This window comes from Shewanella sp. 433 (assembly GCF_059338565.1).
On the sequence record NZ_CM181703.1, the window covers coordinates 2,899,169 to 2,922,755 of the forward strand.

Annotated in this window: 22 protein-coding genes; 11 read left to right on the top strand and 11 right to left on the bottom strand. The window is 47.9% G+C overall.

Going from position 1 to position 23,587, the window contains the following annotated elements; all coding sequences use genetic code 11:
• Positions 1 to 8: 8 nt before the first annotated feature.
• The 4 genes from ompW to AC5YB1_RS12785 form a co-directional block, all read right to left on the bottom strand.
• Positions 9 to 656: an outer membrane protein OmpW gene (gene ompW, locus AC5YB1_RS12770; protein WP_494519493.1), complete on the bottom strand. Its 648-nt coding sequence runs from the start codon at positions 654 to 656 to the stop codon at positions 9 to 11.
• Between the two features lie 510 nt (positions 657 to 1,166).
• Positions 1,167 to 1,565 (bottom strand): YbaY family lipoprotein, encoded by a 399-nt coding sequence (locus AC5YB1_RS12775; protein WP_494519494.1) that lies wholly within the window; start codon positions 1,563 to 1,565, stop codon positions 1,167 to 1,169.
• A 98-nt stretch (positions 1,566 to 1,663) separates the two neighbouring features.
• On the bottom strand, positions 1,664 to 2,527 hold the full coding sequence (gene tesB / locus AC5YB1_RS12780; protein WP_494519495.1) for an acyl-CoA thioesterase II: 864 nt from the start codon (positions 2,525 to 2,527) through the stop codon (positions 1,664 to 1,666).
• 106 nt (positions 2,528 to 2,633) lie between these two features.
• Positions 2,634 to 3,551 carry an SDR family NAD(P)-dependent oxidoreductase gene (locus AC5YB1_RS12785; protein ID WP_494519496.1) on the bottom strand — a complete coding sequence of 306 codons (918 nt, stop codon included), beginning with the start codon at positions 3,549 to 3,551 and terminating at the stop codon, positions 2,634 to 2,636.
• A gap of 432 nt (positions 3,552 to 3,983) precedes the next feature.
• Between AC5YB1_RS12785 and AC5YB1_RS12790 the strand changes: the two genes are divergently transcribed.
• Entirely contained in the window at positions 3,984 to 4,859 is an 876-nt protein-coding gene (locus AC5YB1_RS12790; protein ID WP_494519497.1) for a 1,4-dihydroxy-2-naphthoate polyprenyltransferase, read from the top strand.
• A 101-nt stretch (positions 4,860 to 4,960) separates the two neighbouring features.
• On the opposite strand, the gene AC5YB1_RS12795 is transcribed toward AC5YB1_RS12790, so the two are convergent.
• Positions 4,961 to 5,506 (bottom strand): aldolase/citrate lyase/malate synthase family protein, encoded by a 546-nt coding sequence (locus AC5YB1_RS12795; protein WP_494519498.1) that lies wholly within the window; start codon positions 5,504 to 5,506, stop codon positions 4,961 to 4,963.
• A 186-nt stretch (positions 5,507 to 5,692) separates the two neighbouring features.
• Between AC5YB1_RS12795 and AC5YB1_RS12800 the strand changes: the two genes are divergently transcribed.
• A complete protein-coding gene (locus tag AC5YB1_RS12800) occupies positions 5,693 to 7,225 on the top strand; it encodes a DUF3612 domain-containing protein (protein WP_494519499.1) in 1,533 nt (510 codons plus the stop codon).
• A gap of 97 nt (positions 7,226 to 7,322) precedes the next feature.
• Here the strand turns inward: AC5YB1_RS12800 and gnd are convergent, their stop codons facing one another.
• Together gnd and AC5YB1_RS12810 are read right to left on the bottom strand one after the other, a co-directional pair.
• Entirely contained in the window at positions 7,323 to 8,864 is a 1,542-nt protein-coding gene (gene gnd, locus AC5YB1_RS12805; protein WP_494519500.1) for an NADP-dependent phosphogluconate dehydrogenase, read from the bottom strand.
• A 236-nt stretch (positions 8,865 to 9,100) separates the two neighbouring features.
• Positions 9,101 to 9,541, bottom strand: a complete 441-nt coding sequence (locus tag AC5YB1_RS12810; RefSeq protein WP_475516453.1) for a MarR family winged helix-turn-helix transcriptional regulator — start codon at positions 9,539 to 9,541, stop codon at positions 9,101 to 9,103.
• A 327-nt stretch (positions 9,542 to 9,868) separates the two neighbouring features.
• On the opposite strand from AC5YB1_RS12810, the gene AC5YB1_RS12815 reads away from it, so the two are divergent.
• Positions 9,869 to 10,867 carry an NADP-dependent oxidoreductase gene (locus tag AC5YB1_RS12815; protein WP_494519501.1) on the top strand — a complete coding sequence of 333 codons (999 nt, stop codon included), beginning with the start codon at positions 9,869 to 9,871 and terminating at the stop codon, positions 10,865 to 10,867.
• Between the two features lie 116 nt (positions 10,868 to 10,983).
• Here AC5YB1_RS12815 and AC5YB1_RS12820 read toward each other — a convergent pair whose 3' ends face one another.
• The 3 genes from AC5YB1_RS12820 to AC5YB1_RS12830 all read right to left on the bottom strand — a co-directional run bounded on the left by AC5YB1_RS12820 (position 10,984) and on the right by AC5YB1_RS12830 (position 13,695).
• Positions 10,984 to 11,175: a DUF3185 family protein gene (locus AC5YB1_RS12820; protein ID WP_475516953.1), complete on the bottom strand. Its 192-nt coding sequence runs from the start codon at positions 11,173 to 11,175 to the stop codon at positions 10,984 to 10,986.
• Between the two features lie 76 nt (positions 11,176 to 11,251).
• Complete coding sequence (locus AC5YB1_RS12825) at positions 11,252 to 11,632, bottom strand: acyltransferase (RefSeq protein WP_494519502.1); 381 nt, start codon at positions 11,630 to 11,632, stop codon at positions 11,252 to 11,254.
• A gap of 158 nt (positions 11,633 to 11,790) precedes the next feature.
• Positions 11,791 to 13,695, bottom strand: a complete 1,905-nt coding sequence (locus AC5YB1_RS12830; protein ID WP_494519503.1) for a propionyl-CoA synthetase — start codon at positions 13,693 to 13,695, stop codon at positions 11,791 to 11,793.
• Positions 13,696 to 13,979: 284 nt separating this feature from the next.
• Here AC5YB1_RS12830 and AC5YB1_RS12835 point away from each other — a divergent pair, with 284 nt between their 5' ends.
• The 8 genes from AC5YB1_RS12835 to AC5YB1_RS12870 all read left to right on the top strand — a co-directional run bounded on the left by AC5YB1_RS12835 (position 13,980) and on the right by AC5YB1_RS12870 (position 22,664).
• On the top strand, positions 13,980 to 14,378 hold the full coding sequence (locus AC5YB1_RS12835) for a MerR family transcriptional regulator (protein WP_494519504.1): 399 nt from the start codon (positions 13,980 to 13,982) through the stop codon (positions 14,376 to 14,378).
• 119 nt (positions 14,379 to 14,497) lie between these two features.
• Positions 14,498 to 15,667, top strand: a complete 1,170-nt coding sequence (locus AC5YB1_RS12840) for an isovaleryl-CoA dehydrogenase (RefSeq protein WP_494519505.1) — start codon at positions 14,498 to 14,500, stop codon at positions 15,665 to 15,667.
• Positions 15,668 to 15,761: 94 nt separating this feature from the next.
• Positions 15,762 to 17,369 (top strand): carboxyl transferase domain-containing protein, encoded by a 1,608-nt coding sequence (locus AC5YB1_RS12845; RefSeq protein ID WP_494519506.1) that lies wholly within the window; start codon positions 15,762 to 15,764, stop codon positions 17,367 to 17,369.
• A gap of 45 nt (positions 17,370 to 17,414) precedes the next feature.
• On the top strand, positions 17,415 to 18,221 hold the full coding sequence (locus AC5YB1_RS12850) for an enoyl-CoA hydratase-related protein (RefSeq protein ID WP_494519507.1): 807 nt from the start codon (positions 17,415 to 17,417) through the stop codon (positions 18,219 to 18,221).
• A gap of 54 nt (positions 18,222 to 18,275) precedes the next feature.
• Positions 18,276 to 20,309, top strand: coding sequence for an acetyl/propionyl/methylcrotonyl-CoA carboxylase subunit alpha (locus AC5YB1_RS12855; protein WP_494519508.1), 2,034 nt, complete (start codon positions 18,276 to 18,278; stop codon positions 20,307 to 20,309).
• A 2-nt stretch (positions 20,310 to 20,311) separates the two neighbouring features.
• Positions 20,312 to 21,220 carry a hydroxymethylglutaryl-CoA lyase gene (locus AC5YB1_RS12860; protein WP_494519509.1) on the top strand — a complete coding sequence of 303 codons (909 nt, stop codon included), beginning with the start codon at positions 20,312 to 20,314 and terminating at the stop codon, positions 21,218 to 21,220.
• Positions 21,221 to 21,288: 68 nt separating this feature from the next.
• Complete coding sequence (locus AC5YB1_RS12865) at positions 21,289 to 21,996, top strand: CoA transferase subunit A (protein WP_494519510.1); 708 nt, start codon at positions 21,289 to 21,291, stop codon at positions 21,994 to 21,996.
• Positions 21,997 to 22,007: 11 nt separating this feature from the next.
• Complete coding sequence (locus AC5YB1_RS12870; RefSeq protein ID WP_494519511.1) at positions 22,008 to 22,664, top strand: 3-oxoacid CoA-transferase subunit B; 657 nt, start codon at positions 22,008 to 22,010, stop codon at positions 22,662 to 22,664.
• A gap of 115 nt (positions 22,665 to 22,779) precedes the next feature.
• Here the strand turns inward: AC5YB1_RS12870 and AC5YB1_RS12875 are convergent, their stop codons facing one another.
• A complete protein-coding gene (locus AC5YB1_RS12875; RefSeq protein ID WP_494519512.1) occupies positions 22,780 to 23,358 on the bottom strand; it encodes a thymidine kinase in 579 nt (192 codons plus the stop codon).
• Positions 23,359 to 23,587: the final 229 nt, after the last annotated feature.

Consider the following 23,587-nt stretch of genomic DNA (forward strand, 5'->3'; position numbering starts at 1 on the left):
AATGGCGCTTAGAAAGTGTAACCCACACTGACCATATAAACCCATGGATCGATATCTGTTTCAATCGTCACAGGAGCATCACCTAGATTAAATTTAACATCTGTGCTGATTTGTGCATACCAAACAGAGGCGTTTACCAGCCAGTTTTTATTCACTTGATAATCAAGACCTACCTGAGCTGCTAAGCCCCATGAGTTACTAAGGCTTAGATCAGTCAAAGCACCATCCAAATCATTGGTAAAATCATTGTCGAAGAAGTTGGTGAAGTTAACACCTGCACCAATGTATGGACGTAACTTTGATTGAGCCGAACCGAAATAGTACTGTGCGACTAAAGTTGGTGGAAGATGCTTGGTCTCGGCAATTTTACCGACACCATCTAAAGAAACATCATGACTAAAGGGTGTTGCCGCTAACAACTCAACCCCAATATTATCGGTCAGCATGTAACCAAAATTAAGCCCCAACTGGGTATCATCGCTTACTTTAAACTCACCAAAGCCTGCCACATCCTGACTAGATTCATTTGGTGCAACCATAACCGCACCAGCACGCACAATAATATCACCAGCTTGGTGAGCAGAAACCGCAGCACTAAATCCGCCTGTAAGTAGGGTGGCGGCAACAAGACCTGAAACGAGAGACTTTTTCATCATACTACTCCATTAATACAATTGTATATTGAGATTGTTATTAGCAATTTGCTTACATTTGCAGCCATCCTGCCAGCTGCAACCTTGCTACATATTGATCTATGTCAACAAAATAAATAACACCGTCATTTCAAGTGCGCACCAGTGACACGGATCACACTCACGAAACAAACATTGATAATACCCCTTTAAAATGAGTGACCTAGATCAAACAGGCGAATTAACCTCACCTCAAAGTGAAATAAAAAATGGGCTTAACCCAACAGATTGAAAGTAACTTGGCGTTAACATTTCGTGTTGCCAATTGGTTCGTATCCGATAGTAAAAGGGCGCATGTCAAATTAACTAAAATGCACTGAGAAACGATTAAGCAACTTGTCAAAGACTTATCAACATTTTTAATAAGCGCTCATTAAGCCAACCTAATTTATTGAGCTAATTTTTAGGAATAAAAAAGGAGCCGAAGCTCCGTTTTTGATTACATATATGTTAAGACAACATGCCTAGCATGAGTTAACGGCCGCTCACTGGCTTCATAATCACTTCCGTGGTGTATTTACCATTATTGATCACCGGAAACTTATCGTATGTTTGAAAGATCACCATACCGTTATAACGGATCATAGCAACGACCCCATAATTGATGCTGCTATCAATAGTATCCGCAGCAAAGGTAAATTTAAATGGCACAGGTACCTTAGCAATATTAAATGACTTCTGCGCCACAATAACCCCTGGTGTATCAAGATCGATAACAGCAATGGTAATAGCACTGCCTTGAGGCAACGCAATGCGCTCTAGATAACCTGCAGCCCCATTAACAATCACTGGCGGCTCGGGCTCAACGGTAACGCAAGCACTAAGTAACAATAAACAAAACAGTGCAATAAACCCTTTTACTTTACCTTTCATGATGTGCATCCCATTAACTCACTATAAAAACTATCTCAAACCACGTCACTCAAAACTATATGCTCAAGTTTGCTTGCAGCAATTCATTCCATTTAAGTTCATCGCTGCGTTAAACGAATTAACCCTTCCTGAGTCGCAGATGCTACCAAGGTGCCATCTTCACTGTAAAACTCACCTCTGACAAATCCTCGACCACCCGACGCATTGGGACTATCGATGCTGTAAAGCAACCACTGACTTAAATCGACAGGACGATGAAACCACATGGCATGATCTATCGTCGCCATGCGCATACCTGGGGTTAAAAACGACACGCCATGGGGCTGCGCTGCGGTCACCAAAAAATTAAAGTCAGAGGCATAAGCCAACAGATATTCATGTACCGACAGCTCATTGGGTACATTGCCGTTGGCACGGATCCACACGTAACGTTTAGGATCTGATGCCGCTGGCGCTATCGGGCTGCTAGGGTTGACTAGGCGCATTTCTAGGGGGGAGTCGGCCATAAACTTTTCAAGCACACGGGCAGGCACTTTATCACGCAACGTCATCGCCAACTCTTGTTGGTTCATTAATCCTTCAGGTCCTGGCACATCTGGCATCTGACTCTGGTGCTCAAAACCTTGCTCATGAGATTGAAACGAGCAGGTCATATAAAAGATCGGCCGCCCTTTTTGAATCGCTTTCACTTTTCGCGCACTAAAGCTGCCACCGTCGCGAACCACTTCCACATCGTACACTATCGGTAGTTTTTCATCGCCAGCGCGCAAGAAATAGGAATGAAACGAGTGAACTTGCCTTAAAGGATCAACGGTTTGTGCCGCCGCGCTTAGGGCTTGGCCCATCACTTGGCCACCAAATACGTGACCGAAGCCCAAATCTTGGCTTTGACCTCGATAAAGGCCAACCTCTATCTGCTCAAGCGACAGCAGCGATAATAGATCATCTAATACTTGACTCATTACACCTTACCGACAATATCTACTAAATTAAACGACAAGCTTACCTTAGAAGACGTTCATATGACTAGAGTATAACGGGGGATAAGGTGTTTAATTACACCGCTAATTATTCAATCACGATATGGTGTTCGCTAGCACTTCTTTTAGCCCAAGCGGTTATTTGAGCTTCACCACTGCGATGTACTCGATAAGGGCGCGCATACTTAAGCTCATGCCAACGCGCATGTATCACATTTGGATTACACTCGGCATCAGTAATACGCATGTGTGGAGATTCAGTGAATTTGCCATGGCTCACACTACCGGCTGCGACCAACAAATGCTGACCGCTAGGAGCTAAGGAGGAGGTCAAAAATAACATCACCGCATTTACCGATGAGGTCGAGAACAGCGGCTTAACTAAGGGTGACAAATGATGTTCGGTCATTTGAGTCAATGCGTGAGGGGTAATCGAGTTGACACAAATATTGCTATCAACACCTTCGATCGCCAGACTATTCACTAAGCCAATTAAGGCCATTTTACTGGTGGAAAAACAACTTTCATGTCGATCGCCATATAAGGCACTGGCGCCACAGCTCATGAGAATGCGCCCATAACCTTGGCGCTTCATCTGAGGCCAAACGAGTTTAGTCAGTATAAAACTGCCATTGACATCGATATCGAGCTGTTGCTGCCACTGAGCATAAGAAAGCTCCTCGAACGCACAAGGATGATGAATACTGGCATTATTAATGACAATATCAATATGGCCCCAACGGCCAAGAATTGCTGTAACCGCATCATTTAAACCATCACTATCACGAACATCTAACTTAAAGCTCATGGTCTGTGCGCCCAGTTCTGACAGGGTTTGTGAGGTTTTTGCCAGACCAGAGTCTTGGTCAAGCACTGCATCGGGATCGGCAATGCCAGCATCAATGAGCACAACATGCGCGCCCCGCTCGGCAAGCGCGATAGCATAAGCTCGCCCTAAGCCGGCTCCGGCTCCAGTGATCACAGCCACCTGTTCATCAAAACGCATAAGCTATTTCCCTTATGTCATTGCCTTGTTGACGCTTCCCAACATCAAGCTACTACAATCATAAAATTCCATATTAATTAATTAGATAATGATTAACTTAGCCATCAACCGACCTTACTAAATAGTCTTATAACAGCATATATGATGGTGATATTCTTTGAGGCTATCGACAAATATGAGTCAGGATAGGTAAGGCATTGTGCGCTCGCTCAAACTTTGACAATTTATCTTCACAAAATAATAACAAAATGACATTCAAGTAGAACAGCTGAACAATTATGCGCCATTTGAGCAAAAATAGAACGAAGCAGTTCACATAACGCTAATGCAAGCACTGCAAGGCGTCACCGTTTTTTGCTATGCTATTGATTGACCGTCTTGAGCGAATACCGCTCCCACTCCTATATTGCTAACGTAAGTACAAATACAACAATGAATCCTTGGATCCTGGCGACACGCCCACGCACTCTTCCTGCAGCTATTGGCCCGTTATTAGTGGGCAATATTTTAGCGATTAACCTAGAACAATTCAGTTGGTTCATCGCTGCTATTTCCATGTTATGCGGGGTTTTACTGCAAGTGGCGGTTAACTTAGCTAACGACTACTTTGACTTTAAAAGCGGTATCGACACCCATGAACGCTTAGGCCCAATACGAGTAACGCAAAGCGGCTTACTGGCGCCAGAAAAAGTGCGTAATGCCATGGTTGGCTGTCTGGCTCTGGCTTTAGTGGTTGGGTCAATACTCATTTATCATGGCGGCTGGCCCATCGCACTATTAGCGGCCCTGTCAATTTTAGGGGCACTTGGTTACAGCGGCGGCCCCTATCCATTGGCATCTCATGCATTGGGAGAAGTGGCGGCGTTTATCTTTTTTGGTTTAGTGGCTGTCGTGGGTAGCTTCTATCTTCAGGCTGGCACGACCAACACAGCAGCTTGGTTGCTTGGCAGCGCCATAGGCCTGTTTAATGCAGCTATCATGTTAGTGAATAACACCCGTGATATCCCAACCGATGCCAAAGCGGGTAAATTAACCTTGGCGGTCAAAATCGGCGAAGGCCAAGCAAGAGTGCTCTATCAGGCATTGGTTTATCTGCCTTTCGCCCTCATTATTGGCGGCTTTTTTCTGGGGTTATTACCAGGTTTACCTGTGCTCTTAGGCGGGCTATCACTGATTTTGGCACGTAAGTTAAACAGTGAGTTTAGCCACACTTCAGGCCAAGCCTTAAACCCTTTATTGGGTAAAACGGCCAAGTTAACGATTATTTTTAGTGCCTTATTCAGTCTAGGCTTAGCTTTTAGCTTTTAGCTTTTAGCTTACATCACATATAAATAAGGCCAGTGAATTCACTGGCCTTATTTATATTATTCGGTAGATAAATTTAGCGATAACCCCAAATTATTGCGCTTTTATACCTCGTATTCAGCGCCATCTTTCGACGTAAATTGCTTGTTGCGACTTCCGGCCTGTCCGCTAACTAGGCTCGTCCAGCTGCGCTGTGATGGCGCCTGTTGACTGTTAACTATGGTCATTAATGTCGCTTCAACTTGCACATCATCAATGCCAGCTAAGTCATTACAACCATGCTCACCCCGACGATTAATAGACACTTCAACGTGAAAACCATTGTTTTTCAAAACCAATGACGTCGGCTCACATTTATGGCCTGTTAAGGCGACAAATTGTTTAGGCTCAGCCAACCCACTTTGACTACCATCAGCAAAGAATGCCAATAACTGCTTATAATAAACGACATAACTGCAGACATCCTGATGCGACCCATTACTCAACGGAAAGTGTTGATCCAGCACTTGCTTGGCATAGGCTGTCGCTTCACTGTGGTTGTGCTGCTCTAATGCGGTGTTTCCGTTTGTATGTGTCATAGGCATTACCTGCTTGATGAAGTTGTAAATACTGTGGTCGATAAGATTAGATTGCTGTGTGTGAATATTCATAGCTTCATCCTCATATATAATTTGGTACGTTTATCGCGTTTGGGGCATCTCAAAGCTGACTGACTAATGGGTATCGACTTTGCCGAAATACACTGCAACTGACTTATCTCGATTGCTTGATTTGTAGTCTAGTCTTTTTTTCTTTACAATTTCACAATAGAAATTTCACAATGTGAATTTTACAAAATGAAAAACAATACAAGCTTAATGAGAAAGTCGCATTTTTTGGGAACCAAAATACGTAACCTCAGAAAACGTAACAACCTCACCATGGAAGATTTGTCAGCCCGCTGTATCCGTGTGGATGCCGATTCGGCGCCCTCGGTCTCTTATCTATCTATGATAGAGCGAGGTAAACGTGTGCCCAGCGCCGGCATGCTAGCTGTGATAGCGGCGGTGTTTCAAAAAGAGGTCGACTGGTTTCTTGACGATGCGCCCGAGCAACAAGCCATCACTCCAGTTAAAGGTTCTCGCGGCGGCATCTGTGGCATGGCGCTAGAGCCAAGCTTTTTGTTTTCTAGTGAAATTTTACAAATTGCCATCCCTGAAATGTTGTCACAAACTGGCATCAGCGGCCGCCAATTTGCCCATCTGTTAATTCGTGCTCATCAAGAGCATCATCAAAATCATTTTCCCGATCTTGAGCGCGCCGCAGAAGAAGTGGGCTTAAAACGCATGCCGCTCAGCCTAGATGATCTGCTGGAAATTGTCGCCAAGTTAGGATTAACAGTGAAATGGTTTACCCGCGCCCCTAAACAAATCCGTCTTGAAGCAGGTGCTAGCGAGCAGCATATCATCACCTCCTATTTTGAAATGCCCAATAAGCTGTGCCTCAACAAATTACTCAACAATCACACTAATCGACTCAAATACGATTTAGCCGTCCACATAGGCCATTGTGTTTTACACAACAAAGATGGCTTAAAAAGCATTATGGTCGCGGGTCGAAGCCACGGCACTAGCCTAAGTGAAGACAGCTTTACCGCGCCGCAATCCTCCACTGTCGATGCGCAAGATATTTTGCATGCTTGGCGTGATTTTGAGTCGAGTTTTTTTGCTGGCGCCCTGCTGTGTCCCAAGGTGCCCTTTAGGCAATTGCTCGACAGACACGGTTACGAAATTGATGTGGCTAAACGTGTTGGCGTGTCGGCTTCGGTGGCGATGCGCCGCATGACGGCCGTGTCACCTTATAGCCATTGGCACTATTTTGATGCCTACTCACCAGGAAAACTCAAAGCCGTCTACCGAGGCAATGGCATTCCGCTACCTTGGGGCAATATGCGCCAAGTTGAAGATCCCTGCCAGCACTGGGCGGTATTTAGAATGATCAATGCCACTTCGACGGGGTCTTCGGCACAGATCTCGATTTTAGATGTGGCTCAAGAGCCAAAAATTTATTGCTGTGAATCGATTAGGGTTAACGATCTGGCAGGCACGCCCCATGTGCTATGCGCCGGTATTGACCTCAACCCCGCCATCGAAGCTCAGGGCGGCGATGCAAAAGCTATCGCCCATGAGCTGAAACAGGTCTGTGTCGATAACGGCGGCTCAGCTCACCTGCCCACCAGCATTAAAACGGATATTAAGCGCGTGGCGAGAATACTTAATATCAATTGGATTGAGCGCGGCATAGACAACGAAGCCAGATTGATCTGTTCGCGGGGCTCAACCTGCCCACGTAAACCTAGCTGTTACGCCAGCGGCACTTGCGGCGGATAGATAATCCTATCAGCGCCATCATAAGGTAAAAGGCCACAGGGGAACCCGTGGCCTTTTGCTTATCCCTACCTCAACGGTTAGATGTCATAACTATTGGCTATAACTTTACTAACGTACGTGGCTTGTGGCTCCAATTAAGGTGATATTTTTCCCCTGCTGGAGTATCAATTCGCTCAAAACTGTGGGCACCGAAGAAGTCACGCTGACCTTGTAATAGGTTTGCAGGCAAGGTGTCGCAGCGAGAACTGTCATAATATGCCAATGCCGAGCCGATACAGGGTACAGGCACACCGCTTAACACGGCTTGGGACACCGCCCTGCGCCAATCGAACTGCTTGGTTGACAATGCTGCACTAAAGCTCTCGGCCATCAACAAGTTGCTCAGTTCCACCCCTTGTGTCTGCGCCGCTTGATAAGCCTCACTGATCGACTGTAAAAACTTGGCACGAATAATACAGCCCGCGCGCCATATCTTCGCAATTTCAGCAAAGTCCAATAGCCAACCTCTCTCGGTAGCCATCATCGCCATCAACTGAAACCCTTGGGCATAACAAGCAATCTTGGCGCAATATAAGGCGTTTTCTAACTGTTCGATAAACGTCGAACGCTCACTGCCGGTAAGCGCCGCCTTGCTTGGCCCCGCTAGACACTGGCTTAATTGTTGACGCTGTGTTTTTTGAGTGCTCATTGCGCGGGCATAAACGGCTTCTGCAATAGTTGGCGCGGGAGTCCCCAGCTGTAAACTGCTTACCGCGGTCCACAAGCCGGTGCCCTTTTGTCCCGCTTTATCGAGGATCATCTCCACTAATGGCTTGTCTGTTAAAGGATCGACCTGAGCCAGCACCTCGGCACTTATCTCCATCAAATAGCTATTGAGACTGCCTTGGTTCCAACGCGAAAAGACCTCACTCACCTCTAAGGCACTCATGCCACAGGTATCTGACAGCAACTGATAAGCTTCACAAATCAGCTGCATATCGGCATATTCGATACCGTTATGTACCATTTTGACATAATGCCCTGCGCCAGCAGGGCCAATATAGGTGGTACAGGGCTCGCCCTCTGTCACCGGGTTACCTGGCTCTTGTCGCTCTATCGGTAAGCCCGTTGCCGCATCCACTTTAGCGGCTATCGCTTGCCAAATCGGTTTAATATGCTCCCAGGCATTGATATCACCGCTGGGCATCAATGATGGACCAAAACGTGCGCCCATTTCACCACCCGATACAGCGCAGCTAAAAAAGATAAATTGACCCCCATAATGGGCTTCACGGGCGACGGTATCGGTCCATAGGCTGTTACCGGTATCAATGACAATATCATCGGCTTCAATGCCCGCATCAATCAGGGCACCGCAGACGCCATCGACAGGCTCCCCGGCAGGTACAGATAACACCACAATACGGGGTTTAGTGAGATTGGATAACATTTCAGAAAGATTATTACAGCCTTTAATACGCTGAGGCTGGCCGGCTAAGCGCTCTTGTTGTTCTTGTGCCAGTAAGCCATTAACTTTGTCATTATCTAGATCGAACGCAGCCACACGATAGTGGTTGTCGGCAATATTAAGTGCGAGGTTTTTTCCCATCACACCTAAGCCTATCATGCCAATATCGAGCAGTTCTGAATGATTTTGCATTACATGTGTCCCACAAAAAAAGCGATGAAAGAGGCCTGCCAATGATGGTGTTCACGCGATTTAAATCACATCTCAGGCCAAAAAGAGGAAAACACTAACAAGCCGATTGCTCATATTAAGCAAGCAATAAATTGATAATGATTATACAAAAATGAGTAACTTAATGACTAGGTATTATCCAATATCACTGGCCGCTGAAGAAAACACTGTATTTCAGTAAATCGCCAGCGTGCCCGTTACTGATTGAGCTCCGCCGTCAATGTGAGGCACAGATCGCGCATTTCATCGAGCTTGGCACCTGAAATGCTCACCTTATCCAATAATTGCTGCGTTAACGCCAAGGCAGCTTGTTTCAACGCCGCGCCCGCTAATGTCACATTAATCACTTTTTTACGCTCGTCGCGACTGTCGATCGTCCGCGCCACCAATCCCTTACCTTCCAGACGCTTAACTATGGGGGTCAAGGTGCCTAAATCGAGACGTGTCGATTGTGAAAGATCGGTCAAACTGGCGCCATCGTGTAACCACAATGCTTGCATTACTAGGTATTGAGGATAAGTTAAATCACACTGTTCTAGCAGTGGGCGATAGGCCCGCACTAGGGCGTTCGCGGCAGTATATAAGGCAAAACAGACATTATCTGACAATGCAGGTTTCACTGTTGAGGTCGTTGCCATCGCAGTGTTTTCAGCAGCGCTAGGGGATAGGTTATCTGATGTGCTTGTCACTGATTTGCTCGCCACTGGGTTGCCCTTAAACTCGTTATTCACTGAAAAAGTAATTATAAAAATGGAGGATCAAAATGCGCCAGAAAAACTCAACCCATTCATGTTAGGTATTCAATACCCATAAAACGGTATAAATGCATGCCTACAATAGCAAACCTTATATAGGTTTCTGTTAACACCGACATTTAGTTTGCGCGCAAAGCATTTGCATTACTCAGGCTTTGAGAGTAGAGTTTACCACAATTAGTTAGCGCACAAAGCAAAATGAGGATTTTCATGCAAGCACAACACATTTTACTCCAATCTCGCCCAGAGGGTATGCCAACGGCAGCCAATTTCGCCTTAACTCAAGTCACCCTACCTGAGTTACAGCAAGGTCAATTTTTAGTCAAAAACCTGTGGATGTCAGTTGACCCATACATGCGCGGCCGCATGATTGACAGAGAAAGTTATATCGCACCGTTCGCCTTAGGCGAAGTGCTTGAAGGTGGTGCCATCGGCGAAGTCATAGCATCAAAGCACGCCGACTTCCCTGTTGGCAGCAAAGTGAGCAGTATGAATGGTTGGCGTACTCACTATGTCACCGACGGCAGCGACCACACGATTTTACCTACAACCCCTTTATGTGAGTCTCACTTTCTTGGCGTGTTAGGCATGCCAGGCATGACAGCATGGACAGGTTTAAACCGTATCGCCGAGCTCAAAGCAGGTGAAACCCTGTTTGTATCGGCCGCTTCTGGCGCTGTGGGTAGCGTGGCTTGTCAACTCGGTTTGTTAATGGGGGCCAAAGTGATCGCCTCGGTCGGCTCTGACGAAAAAGTCGCGAGCCTCAAAGCCATGGGCGTTGAGCAGGTGATTAATTACAAAACCACAACGGACTTAAGCGCCGCACTGCGCGCCGCTGCGCCTCAAGGTGTCGATGTGTATTTTGAAAATGTCGGTGGTGAGCACTTAGCCGCCGCGCTGGATAATATGAACGATCATGGCCGTATCGCCGTGTGCGGCATGATTGCCCAGTACAATGATACCGCGCCAACACCTGGGCCGAATAACCTTGCTTATATTATTATGAAAAAGCTAAAAATTCAGGGCTTTATCGTATTTGAGCACTGGGAACATTATCCAGAGTTTACCCAGCAGATGGGTCAATGGTTAGCTAATGGCCAAGTGAAAGCCGAGCAAACTATCTATGACGGTATCGAGCAAGCCCCTGCGGCATTTATCGGCCTGTTCGAAGGTAAAAACCGCGGTAAGATGGTGGTTAAACTCGCTTAAACGGCTGAATAAAAAGTCGTAAACTAACAAGCCGACTAGTTAAAAGTCGGCTTTTTGAGTTTTGGTTATCAGACAACAAAGCCTAAAACAGGCTTTAATCTACCAGCTGTCAGGGATTATTTTACCTTTAATAATCCGACAAAGACGCATAACCCGCCGCCCACCATACCTGCCCACGCTTCTAGTGGGGTATCGCCGCTGAACGCTCGGCTGATCTGCGAGCTTGCCGAATCATAAATGTTATAACCCCACACTGCCAACGCGACGCCAACAAGAATAAGCGCAATACCAATGACTTTATTGATCATCATGAATCTGTATCCTTTATTTTCAACCTTCGATATTGGCGACAACACATAAAAACTGACTCGCGTGTAAAGACAGTTAACTCGACGCAATGTGTTGACCCCAACGGACAAGCAGTAGACTGCCGCCAACAAATACCATGTTAAAACAAGCCCTAACCATCCAATGATAACTGGCGTATGACAATTTAAACTGCTTAGACACTATCACCATAATCCCCATCAATGTAAACCATGGGGTAAAAAAGAAAATCAACTGCCACGTGACCAACATAACGGCTACATCATGCAGTGTACCACTGACGCTAAACGTCACAACCGAAGCCAATCCTTTGGGGATAAATTGGCTTAAAGGCTTCATCACGTATCGAGATAAGTAATAGCCCCATATCGGATTCCAATAGTGCCAAAAGAGATGAAAGCCGCCTGCCCCCAATGAACGTTGCAACATATTGCGCATCAAACCTGACGCGCCAAGTGGTACCCGTGGCGCTTTTTGACATACGCAGATAAAGATATCGATTTACACACTGGGCTTGTGTCGCCAACTACTGAAGGGCTAGGGCTAAAAAGGAAAAGGGCCAGATGGCCCTTTTCATACAAGCTTAATCACCAGCCTTATACATGGGCATCGGCATAGCCCATCCGGGTTAATACATTACGAACTAGCTCTAATGTATAAGGATCTTCAATGGTCGCTGGCATATTAAAGGTCTGATTATCGGCAATTTTACGCATAGTACCGCGTAAAATCTTGCCCGAGCGTGTCTTAGGTAATTTAGGCACGGCACTGACTAACCTAAACGCGGCCACAGGGCCAATCTGCTCGCGCACAAGGGCTGTCAGCTCTTTATGCAGTTGCTCATCACTTAAGGTGCAGCCTTTTTTAAGTACCACTAACCCCAGCGGCACCTGCCCTTTAAGCTTATCGTCAACGCCGATAACCGCCGCTTCAGCCACGGCTTCGTGTTGACACAATACCTCTTCAAAACGGCCGGTCGATAAACGGTGCCCGGCAACATTAATGATGTCGTCGATACGACTCATAATGTATAAGTATCCCTCTTCATCCATATAACCCGCATCGCCAGTAAGATAGAAACCAGGGTACATGGACAAGTAACTTTCCTTATATCGCGCCTCATTTTGCCAAAGGGTCGCCAAGGTGCCTGGTGGTAGTGGCAGTTTGATCACCACATTGCCAGTTTGATTAGCAGCAACGCGCTCGCCCATCTCGTCAACCACTTGCACATCATAACCCGGTACCGCTAATGCAGGGGAGCCCGCCTTAACCGGCACAGGCGCAGTGCCCATCATGTTGGCGGCCACTGGCCAGCCCGTCTCGGTTTGCCACCAATGATCGATAACGGGTTTGTTCAGCTTCTGCTCAGCCCAATGTAAAGTATCGGGATCGCAGCGTTCACCAGCTAAAAACACCGTCTGTAGACAACTTAAATCAACATCTTTTAAGAAGTCACCATCAGGATCGTCGCGCTTAATGGCACGAATGGCGGTCGGTGCAGTAAAGAAGCTCTTCACCTGATATTTAGCAATGGTACGCCAGAAAATCCCCGGATCTGGGGTGCCCACTGGCTTGCCTTCAAATAATAGCGTTGTCGCCCCCACCAGCAATGGACCATACACTATGTAGGAGTGCCCCACCACCCAACCGACATCCGATGCCGCCCAAAACACATCACCAGCATGTATGTCATAAATATTTTTCATCGACCACGCGAGCGCCACAGCATGGCCGCCGTTGTCGCGTACTACGCCTTTAGGCTGACCTGTGGTTCCAGAGGTATAAAGCACATATAAAGGATCGGTCGCCTCCACTGGTTGACAATCGATATTGGGCGCATCCACCATGGCCGATTGCCAATCCACATCGCGGCCATCAACTAAATCAGCATGCAATTGATGGCGGTTGAGAATAAGGCATTGCTCCACATGATGGGTCGCTTGAGCCAGTGCGTCGTCAAGTAACGGCTTATACGCCACCACACCAGAGGGCTCGATACCACACGATGCCGATAAGATCATTTTCGGCTTGGCATCATTAATACGCGTCGCCAGCTCATTGGCGGCAAAACCACCAAACACCACCGAATGGATGGCACCGAGTCGTGCACAAGCCAACATGGCATAGGCGGTTTCGGGGATCATCGGCATATAGATGATCACTCTATCGCCCTTAGTCACACCTTGGTTTGCCATGTAACCTGCAAGGCGACTCACTTGAGCTTGCAGCTCATTGTACGTAACGCCATATTCGGTATCGGTGATCGGGCTGACATATTGAATCGCCACCTGCTCACCACGCCCTGCCTCTACATGGCGGTCAACGGCGTTGTAACAGGTATTGATTTCGCCACCACTGAACCAGCGATACATGGGTGCATTTACGTCATCGAGTACGGTGTCGAATGGTTTAACCCAATTGATTGCTTGGGCGGCATCGGCCCAAAACTCATTTGGGTTTTCAATAGATTGTTGATGTAATTGGTTATGTAACGCCTTCATTTGCCTCTCTCCGAATGACATGGGTAGCGCCCATATCGGTTACTGATCACTCCGTTTTGCCCCCTAAAGCGACGAGGGCCAGTAAAAGCATTATGAGACACGGCGCGCCTTTGCCCATTAGACCTTTGCATAATGGCCACTCAATTAACAAGCTAAATGATTGTTAATATTTAACTTATTAGTATAGGCATGCGTACTTCGTACATTTTACCGCCTAAAATCTTTACCTTTACGTAAACTTCATATATCGTTCTAGCAATGTTAATTGTTATGGTATTTTTTTGATGAGCGACAAACACACCACCCAGATGACTTATTCCATTAGCGATCTGTCAAAAGAGTTCGATATAACCACCCGTAGTATCCGTTTTTATGAAGATCAGGGGCTGCTAAAACCTAAGCGTCGTGGGCAAACCCGCATCTATGGTCTCAAGGACAGAGTACGCCTAAAACTGATTTTACGCGGTAAGCGACTTGGCTTTTCTCTAGCCGAAACCCGCCGTTTATTTGAGCTTTATGACGCCGACAAAAACAGCAGCACCCAGCTACACACCATGCTCGATCTTGTCGAAGAGAAAAAGACCGCTCTTCAGCAGCAGATGGACGACATCAAGGTGGTATTGATGGAGCTCAATTCTGCCGAGCAGCAATGCCGCGCGGCACTTGAACTACAACAACAGTAATCCTGGATACATAACCATACAGAATTAACACAAGCAGTTGATAAGCCATAAAGTATTACAAAAAACAACACTAACATACTAAAATAATTATAAAAAAATCAGACCTGTAGGATATAACAATGACTCAACTCTACTCCTCTCTTAATTTTGGTCTCGGTGAAGATGTCGATATGCTGCGTGATGCAGTGCAGAGTTTCGCCGCCAATGAAATTGCTCCTATCGCCGCTAAAGTCGATCAGGAAAACGCCTTCCCTAACGAGCTCTGGCCCGTGCTGGGTGACATGGGCTTGTTAGGCGTCACTGTGCCTGAAGAATACGGCGGCGCCGACATGGGTTATCTCGCCCACGTAGTGGCGATGGAAGAGATTTCGCGTGCATCGGCGTCTATTGGCCTTAGCTATGGCGCGCACTCTAACCTGTGTGTTAACCAAATTAATCGCAACGGCAACGCCGAGCAGAAGGCTAAGTATCTGCCGAAACTGGTGAGCGGCGAGCATATTGGTGCCTTGGCCATGAGTGAACCTAATGCTGGTTCTGATGTGGTTTCAATGAAACTGCACGCACGCAAAGAGGGTGACCGCTATATCCTCAACGGCAACAAGATGTGGATCACCAATGGGCCCGACGCCCACACCTATGTGATCTACGCTAAAACTGACCTAGATAAAGGCCCCCACGGGATCACCGCATTTATCGTCGAGCGCGGTTCCAAAGGCTTTAGCCAGGCACAGAAGCTGGACAAACTGGGCATGCGCGGTTCAAACACCTGTGAATTGGTCTTTGAAGATTGTGAAGTCCCAGAAGAAAACATCTTAGGCGGACTCAACAACGGCGTAAAAGTTCTGATGAGCGGCCTAGACTACGAGCGCGTGGTCTTGTCTGGTGGCCCACTTGGGATCATGACAGCCTGTATGGATATCGTGGTGCCATACATCCACGAGCGTGAGCAGTTTGGTAAATCTATCGGCCAGTTCCAGCTAGTTCAGGGCAAGTTGGCCGACATGTATACCGGCATGAACGCGGCAAAATCTTATATCTATAACGTCGCTAAATCTTGCGACCGTGGTGAGACGACTCGCAAAGACGCCGCAGGCGCGATTCTCTACTCTGCCGAACTCGCTACCAAAATGGCACTCGATGCGATTCAACTGCTCGGCGGTAACGGCTATGTCAACGAATATGCTGCGGGTCGCCTACTGCGTGATGCTAAGTTGTATGAAATTGGCGCTGGCACCTCAGAAATTCGCCGCATGCTAATTGGCCGCGAGCTATTTAACGAATCTAAATAGTTAATCGCTTATTGATGGCCGAGAGATCGCTCGGCCTTTGATGAGTGCCAACGCCTCATCAGACACCATCACAGTTTACAAAAGGAACATTGACGTGACGCAACTGAGTAGTCGAATCAATCCTCGCAGCGATGAGTTCAAAACCAAACATCAACAGATGGCCAGTGTCGTGGCCGATCTCAAGCTCAAACTCGCTGAAATTGAACAAGGTGGCGGCGCCGTCGCTATGGAACGTCATCTTGCTCGCGGCAAATTGTCGCCTCGCCAGCGCGTCGAGAAGCTACTCGACTCTGGCTCGCCGTTTTTAGAGATATCCCAATTTGCCGCCTATGAGGTGTATGACGAAGTGGTGCCCGCAGCAGGGATCATCGCCGGTATAGGCAGAGTCAGTGGCGTCGAGTGTATGGTGATCGCCAACGATGCCACGGTTAAAGGCGGCACCTACTATCCGCTGACCGTCAAAAAGCATCTGCGCGCGCAAGATATTGCTAAGCGTTGCCACCTGCCCTGTATCTACTTAGTCGATTCGGGTGGCGCTAACCTGCCACGTCAAGATGAGGTGTTCCCCGATCGCGATCATTTTGGGCGTATCTTCTATAACCAAGCACAGATGTCAGCATTAGGCATTCCTCAAATTGCGGTGGTCATGGGCTTGTGCACCGCAGGTGGCGCTTACGTGCCAGCCATGGCCGATGAGTCCATTATCGTTAAAGAGCAAGGCACTATCTTCTTGGCTGGCCCACCATTAGTTAAGGCGGCAACCGGTGAAGAGGTGTCGGCAGAAGAGCTTGGCGGCGCCGAAGTACACACCAAAATATCTGGCGTTGCCGATCACTTGGCCCAAAACGATGAGCACGCCCTCGAACTTGCCCGTAAAGCCATGACACGTCTCAATCACAACAAACAGATTGAAAGCTTATTAAGCCCAGCCAAACCACCTAAATTTGATATTAATGAGCTCTACGGCATTGTCGGCACAGATCTGAAGAAGCCATTCGATGTCAAAGAGGTGATCGCCCGTATCGTCGATGACTCAGATTTCGATGAGTTCAAGGCGAACTATGGCGCGACACTCGTGTGCGGTTTTGCCCGTATTCATGGCTATCCCGTGGGTATTGTGGCCAACAACGGCATCTTATTCTCTGAGTCGGCGCAAAAAGGGGCTCACTTTATCGAGCTTTGTTGTCAGCGCAAGATCCCGCTGCTGTTCCTGCAAAATATCACCGGCTTTATGGTGGGTAAAAAATACGAACATGAAGGCATAGCCAAACACGGCGCTAAGATGGTCACCGCGGTCTCTTGTGCCAACGTGCCTAAATTTACCGTGATTATTGGCGGCAGCTACGGCGCGGGTAACTACGGTATGTGCGGTCGAGCCTTTGAACCCACCATGATGTGGATGTGGCCAAATGCGCGCATCTCTGTGATGGGCGGTGAACAAGCCGCTGGCGTATTGGCTACCGTTCGCCGTGATGGACTCACGCGTAAAGGCCTTGAGTGGTCAAGCGAGGATGAAGCGGCGTTTCGCGCGCCAATCGTCGAGCAATATGACAAAGAGGGTCACCCTTACCATGCCAGCGCTCGCCTTTGGGATGATGGCATTATCGATCCAGCCCAAACACGCGATGTTGTCGGCTTAGCCTTGTCTGCCGCCCTAAATGCCCCAGTTCAAGAAACCAAGTTTGGTGTGTTCCGCATGTAAGCGGCCATCAACTTCGATTTCTTAACTTAGGCAGAGGATGCAAACATGACCGACAAGACAACACTAGACACTCAATTTCAATACCTCAGCTGCGCCCTAAACAATGGCGTCGGCGAGATGGTGCTTAACCGCGCCGACAAACATAACGCCTTCGATGAGGTGATGATTAGCGAGATGATCGCAGCACTGGATAGTTTTGCTAGCAATGACGATTGCCAAGTCTTAGTGCTCAAGGCCAATGGCAAAAACTTTAGCGCTGGCGCCGATCTTAACTGGATGCGCAAACAAGCCATGATGGATTTTGAGCAAAACTTGGCCGATGCCAATGAGCTCGCCACCTTGATGCATACATTGGATAAGTTCCCTAAACCGACTATTGCGCTGGTACAAGGAGCTGCCTTTGGTGGCGCACTAGGCCTTATCTGCGCAAGCGATATCGCGATCGCCAACGAGCGCGCCAGCTTTTGCCTAAGCGAAGTCAAGCTTGGATTAATTCCCGCAGTGATCAGCCCTTACGTGGTACGCGCCATGGGGCAACGCGCCTCACGCCGCTACATGCTCACCGCCGAGCGTTTTAATGCAGAAACAGCGTTAAAGCTCAATGTTATCCATGAGATAGCTGATGATCTCGACGCTGCAGCAGCACCCATTATCGCCGCCCTGTTAAGCAATAGCCCACAAGGTATGGCATGGGTAAAAACCTTGTTGTCACGCTTAGAAGATGGCGTTATCGATGACGATACATTGAGCTACACCAGTGAGCGCATCGCCCGTATTCGTGTATCTGATGAAGGTCAAGAGGGGCTAAATGCCTTTTTCGATAAACGTAGCCCAGATTGGAAAGCGATATGAACACCACAATGAATAATGACCCTATTGCCAAGCCAAGCGCGGGAGTTCGCTAACATGTTTACTAAACTACTGATTGCCAACCGCGGCGAAATTGCTTGTCGCATTATCAAGACCGCCAATGCCATGGGGGTAAAAACTGTCGCCCTCTATTCCGATGCCGATAAAGACGCGCGTCATGTGGCGATGGCCGATGAGTCTTTCTACTTAGGCGGTAGCGCACCGAGTGAGTCATACCTAAAAGGCGATCTGATCCTAGAGATCGCAAAGCGCAGCGGCGCTCAGGCCGTTCATCCGGGTTATGGCTTTCTATCTGAAAATGCCTACTTTGCACGCCAGTGTGAACAAGCTGGCATCGCCTTCATTGGCCCAGGCGCCGACGCCATCGATGCCATGGGCAGCAAAAGTGCGGCTAAGATCATCATGGAAAAAGCCAATGTGCCATTAGTACCGGGCTACCACGGTGACGACCAAAGTGATGCAACCTTACTTCAAGCCTCGAAAGAGATAGGCTTTCCGCAACTGATCAAAGCGGCCTATGGCGGCGGTGGTAAAGGGATGCGAATCGTCGAGTCTGAAAAGGAAGCGCTGGGCGCGATTAACTCAGCCCGCCGTGAAGCGGCATCTTCGTTTGGTAACGATAAATTATTGATTGAGCGCTACTTAAGACAGCCTCGTCATGTCGAAGTGCAAGTGTTTGCCGACACTCAAGGCAACTGTATCTACCTCTCCGACCGTGACTGCTCCATTCAACGTCGCCACCAAAAAGTGGTCGAGGAGGCTCCAGCACCGGGTTTAACGGACAGCCTTCGTCGTGCCATGGGTGAAGCAGCCGTTGCTGCCGCTAAAGCGATTGATTATGTCGGCGCCGGTACGGTCGAGTTTCTACTCGACACCCATGCTACCGACGAGGCAAGTAGCTTCTATTTTATGGAGATGAATACCCGCTTACAGGTTGAGCATCCCGTCACCGAGATGGTTACAGGCCAAGACTTAGTCAAATGGCAGCTAATGGTGGCCAGTGGCAGTGAGTTACCACTGAAGCAAGATGAAGTGCGTATTCACGGTCACTCGTTTGAAGCGCGTATTTACGCCGAAGATCCGCAAAATGCGTTTTTACCTGCTAGCGGTAAGCTGAACTTCTTGCGCGAGCCCGAGCAAAGCCGCTATGTGCGTATCGACTCAGGCATTCGTGAAAACGATGTGATCAGTAACTTTTACGACCCCATGATCGCGAAATTAATTGTATGGGACGAGTCTCGCCCACGGGCACTGCAACGCTTAGTGCACGCGCTTGAGTCTTATCAAATTAGCGGTCTGAAACACAACATAGAGTTCTTAGCGAATATCGCCGAACATCAAGCCTTTAGCGACGCCAACTTTAGCACCGATTTTATTGAGCGTTACGGCGACACCTTAATTGGTACTAACTTAGATGCTGAGAGCAGCAAAGAGCAAAATAGCGCCCTCGCCTTCGCCACCCTATATCACCTTTGCGCGCAAAAAGAGCTGGCGAAACTCACCGCCACCAATAGCAATGATCCCTACTCTCCTTGGGGCCAAGTGAGTGGTTTTAGGCTCAACCGCAGCGGCGTTCACCAGCTCACCTTGCTAGACGACCAACATCAAATACAGCACTTAACCCTCAGCCAAATCGGCGATAGCTATTATTTAAATCTTAACGATCAAACGCTGACACTCAGCGGTGAGTTAAAACAAGATCTGCTACACGCCGAAATTAACGGCCATAAGAGCAAGATCCCAGTGAGCCGAGAAGGTGATGATTTTACGCTGTTTTTACCCTCTGGCAGCTATCATTACCGCGCGATTCAAACTGAAATTGTTGAAGACCAAGGTAGCATCGAAGATAAACTTAAAGCCCCCATGAATGGCACTATCGTGACCCATCTTGTTGCAGTAGGCGATAAGGTTGAACAAGGCCAAGGCTTAATGGTGATGGAAGCGATGAAGATGGAATACACCATAGAAGCACCGTTTAATGGCACAGTTACCGCCTTCTTCTTTGAGCCTGGCGAGCTGGTCAGCGATGGCGCAGTGCTTGCCGATGTCAGCGCTAGTGAGGAGGCTTAATCATGTCCACTAGCCTTGGCAGATACCCAAGTAAGGTAAGCCTTTTTGAGGTTGGCGCCCGCGATGGCCTGCAAAACGAGCAAGCAGTCACTACGGCTGACAAGCTTATCCTTATCGACCAGTTAGCCGTGGCTGGGCTAAAACGCATCGAGGCGGGCAGCTTTGTGTCACCGAAATGGGTGCCGCAAATGGCCGATTCAGCGGATATTTTTAAGCGGCTCAATAAACGCAGTGGCGTAGTCTACAGCGCGCTTACACCCAATTTAAAAGGGCTGGAACTTGCGCTTGACGCTGGCGCAGACGAAGTGGCCATCTTTGGCGCCGCTTCACAGAGCTTCAGCCAGCGTAATATCAACTGTTCAATTGAAGAGTCTATCGAGCGTTTTATCCCAGTGATAGAGGCTGCTAAAGCCAAAAACATCGCCGTACGCGGCTATGTATCTTGTGTTCTAGGCTGTCCCTATGAAGGTGATATTGCCGTAAGTGAAGTCGCGAGAGTGGCAGAACTTCTTTACAAAATGGGCTGCTATGAGATCTCACTCGGCGACACTATCGGTGTTGGCACGCCAGTTAACGCCCGTAAAATGGTGGAGGCGGTAGCGCAGAAAGTCCCCATAGATAAACTGGCGCTGCATTTTCATGATACTTATGGCCAAGCACTGGCTAATATTCTCGCCTGTTTAGAAACGGGCGTAAGCGTTATCGACAGCTCGGTCGCAGGTCTGGGGGGATGCCCTTATGCCAAAGGCGCATCGGGTAACTTGGCGACAGAAGATCTGGTTTACATGCTGCACGGTTTAGGCATAGAAACAGGCGTTGATTTACCAAGCTTAATAGAGGCGGGCAATACGATTAGCCGAGCGCTGGGCAGAACCAGTGGCGCAAAAGTAGCCCTCGCGCTGACCGAATAACTTAAGGCGCGACTAGAAGAAAAGATGCTCGGCGCCTAGCCTAGCACCTCTCACAGGAGATAATAATAATGGCAGGACTCAATAAGCTGGTTAGCAGCTACGAAGCAGCATTACACGGCCTTGAAGACAACATGACCGTCATGGTCGGTGGATTTGGATTGTGTGGTATTCCTGAAGGACTCATTGCTCAAATGGTTAAAATGGGCACGACTGGACTCACTGCGATTTCAAACAACGCTGGCGTCGATGACTTTGGTTTAGGCTTGCTACTCAAGAGCCGTCAGATCAGCACCATGATCGCCTCTTATGTGGGTGAAAACGCCACTTTTGAGCAGCAGATGCTCTCTGGCGAACTCAATGTTATCTTGACGCCTCAAGGTACATTAGCGGAAAAAATCCGCGCGGGCGGCGCAGGTATCCCCGCATTCTTTACCGCCACAGGTTATGGCACCCCCGTCGCTGAAGGCAAAGAAACACGCGAAATCGATGGTCGTCACTATGTATTAGAACCAGCACTGAAAGCAGATTTTGCCTTAGTCCGCGCCTGGAAAGCCGATACCATGGGTAACTTGGTGTTCCGTAAAACCGCCGCTAACTTCAACCCTATGATGGCCACCGCGGGTAAGATTACCGTGGTAGAAGCCGAGCATATCGTTGAGCCGGGGGAACTCGACCCAGATCATATTCATACCCCAGGTATCTATGTCGATCGCGTGATCCAAGGCACGTTCGAGAAGCGCATCGAGCAACGTACCGTCAAAGCAGCCACTAAATAGGAGGAAACACCATGGCGTTATCAAGAGAACAACTAGCACAACGTGTTTCCCAAGAGCTACAAGATGGCTTTTACGTCAATTTAGGCATTGGTATTCCCACCTTAGTCGCTAACTATATTCCCGATGGGATGGCAGTGATGCTGCAATCGGAAAACGGCCTGCTTGGCATGGGCGAATTCCCAACGGAAGAGACCATAGATGCGGATCTAATTAATGCGGGTAAACAAACGGTAACGGCAGTACCGGGCGCATCTTTTTTCTCATCGGCCGAGAGTTTTGCGATGATCCGTGGCGGTCATGTGGATCTAACCGTGCTTGGCGCTTTTGAAGTCGATGTTAATGGCTCAATCGCCTCTTGGATGATCCCAGGCAAACTAATCAAAGGCATGGGCGGTGCCATGGATTTAGTAGCTGGCGCGGACAATATCATCGTCACCATGATGCATGCCGACAAATACGGTAACTCAAAGTTACTGCCTAAATGCGAGCTACCGCTCACAGGTTATGGCTGTATTAAACGGGTATTGACCGATTTGGCTTTTGTCGAGATTAAAGATGGCGCCTTCCATCTACTGGAGCGCGCACCAGGGGTGAGTGTCGAAGAGATCATTGAGAAAACGGCGGGTAAGCTAATCGTGCCAGAGCATGTACCTGAGATGGTGTTTTAGGATCTAAATGCCTACTCTAATAGTTACAGGTCTAAGAGTTACAGCTTAAAATCCCCTACAAAAAAGGTTACCTCGCGAGGTAACCTTTTTATGAGTGCTGGATCAGTGAAACTGATTAGTCCCACAAAAACTCGCGAAAGTGTTTACGGCATACAGACTCATAACTTTCGTTACCACCAATAGCCACCTGTTCACCCTCTTTCATTGGTTTACCTTCACCATCTAGGCGCACCACCATATTGGCCTTACGACCACAATGACAAATGGTTTTTAACTCGACTAACTTATCGGCCCAGGCAAGCAAATATTGGCTACCACTAAATAACTCACCTTGGAAATCGGTTTTCAGGCCATAACACAGAACGGGAATATCTAAAATATCCACCACATAGGTTAACTGCTTTACCTGCTCTTTACTGAGAAACTGTGATTCGTCGATTAAGATACAGTGTAAATGTTGTTCTTGATGGGCGCTCATTATCATCGAGGATAAATTATCGCTAGCACTGAACACTTGAGCGTCAGTTTCAATCCCGATACGTGACGCCACTTTACCAATGCCATAGCGATCGTCAATCGACGCTGTCATCACCAAAGTGTGCATACCGCGCTCGCGATAATTATAAGATGACTGAAGTAAAGAGGTCGACTTACCTGCGTTCATCGCAGAGTAGTAAAAATAGAGCTGCGCCAACTGAGTTATTCCTATGATTATTTTGAGCGCAGATTTTAACACTAATTAATCGTGTTTCGTAGCTATAAACTAACCCAATTTGCGCTCTTGTGAGCTAGAAAACATCCCAGACTCTTCCCTCGCAAAGCCAAATAATGGTATTGTTGCCCATTACATTTGAGTAAAACAACTTAGCAAACTTATCGTCATTTCAGACAATTTTAACCCAGCTTTGCTACGTTGGACGTGT